Annotated in this window: 2 protein-coding genes; both read left to right on the top strand. The window is 48.0% G+C overall.

Features of this window, described 5'->3' with window-relative positions:
- The coding region (locus tag R7E78_RS25455; RefSeq protein WP_318058518.1) for a cation:dicarboxylate symporter family transporter at window positions 1-247 on the top strand (247 nt) is incomplete at its 5' end.
- Between the two features lie 155 nt (window positions 248-402).
- The coding region (gene sbcB, locus R7E78_RS25450) for an exodeoxyribonuclease I (protein ID WP_318058517.1) at window positions 403-855 on the top strand (453 nt) is incomplete at its 3' end.

The raw sequence follows: 855 nt of genomic DNA, 5'->3' as shown, positions 1-855 counted from the left end.
GATCATTACTATCAGCTCGTTTGGTATTGCGGGCGTTGGTGGCGGCGCAACATTTGCGGCATTGATTGTTCTTCCAGCAATGGGCTTGCCTGTAACGATCGCTGCACTTTTGATCTCAATTGAACCTCTGATTGATATGGCTCGTACTGCGCTGAACGTTTCTGGCTCAATGACGGCAGGCACCATTGCAAGCCGAGTGTTGAAGTCCTCAGAAGCTGAAACGGCTCTTGAAGAAACGAAAGCCTAATCCTTATTTGCTGCCTAAGCAGACAAATGCAAAACTTCAAGCCGATGGTTCGCCATCGGCTTTTTCATTTTCACAACTTCACCTTGCATCTTTCGTTGCTAGTCAAGGCGTTGAATGGTCTAATACTCTTATCGGTTCCGTAAACGGTAAGCAGAATGCACCAAGATAATCAGCCCACTTTTTTCTTCTTTGACTACGAGACTTGGGGTACAAATCCCGCGAAAGATCGTCCAAGCCAATTTGCTGGTGTTCGCACAGATGAAAACTTCAATATCATCGGCGAACCTCTGGTGATGTACTGCCAGCTTCCTGCTGATTATCTACCTTCTCCGGAAGCCACATTAATTACGGGTATTACGCCGCAAAAGGCGATGCAAGAAGGCCTATCTGAGCCTGAGTTCATTGCTAAGATGCACGCCGAGTTATCGAAACCCAAAACCACCAGCCTAGGCTACAACAGCATTCGTTTTGATGACGAAGTGACGCGTTACACCTGTTACCGCAACTTTATCGATCCATACGCGTGGAGCTGGCAAAACGGCAACTCGCGTTGGGATTTGCTCGATGTATTGCGTGCATGCCATGCGTTGCGTCCTGAAGGCGTAGAA

It is taken from the genome of Vibrio sp. YT-19(2023) (genome assembly GCF_033337395.1).
This window is presented reverse-complemented; position numbering and strand designations above follow the sequence as displayed.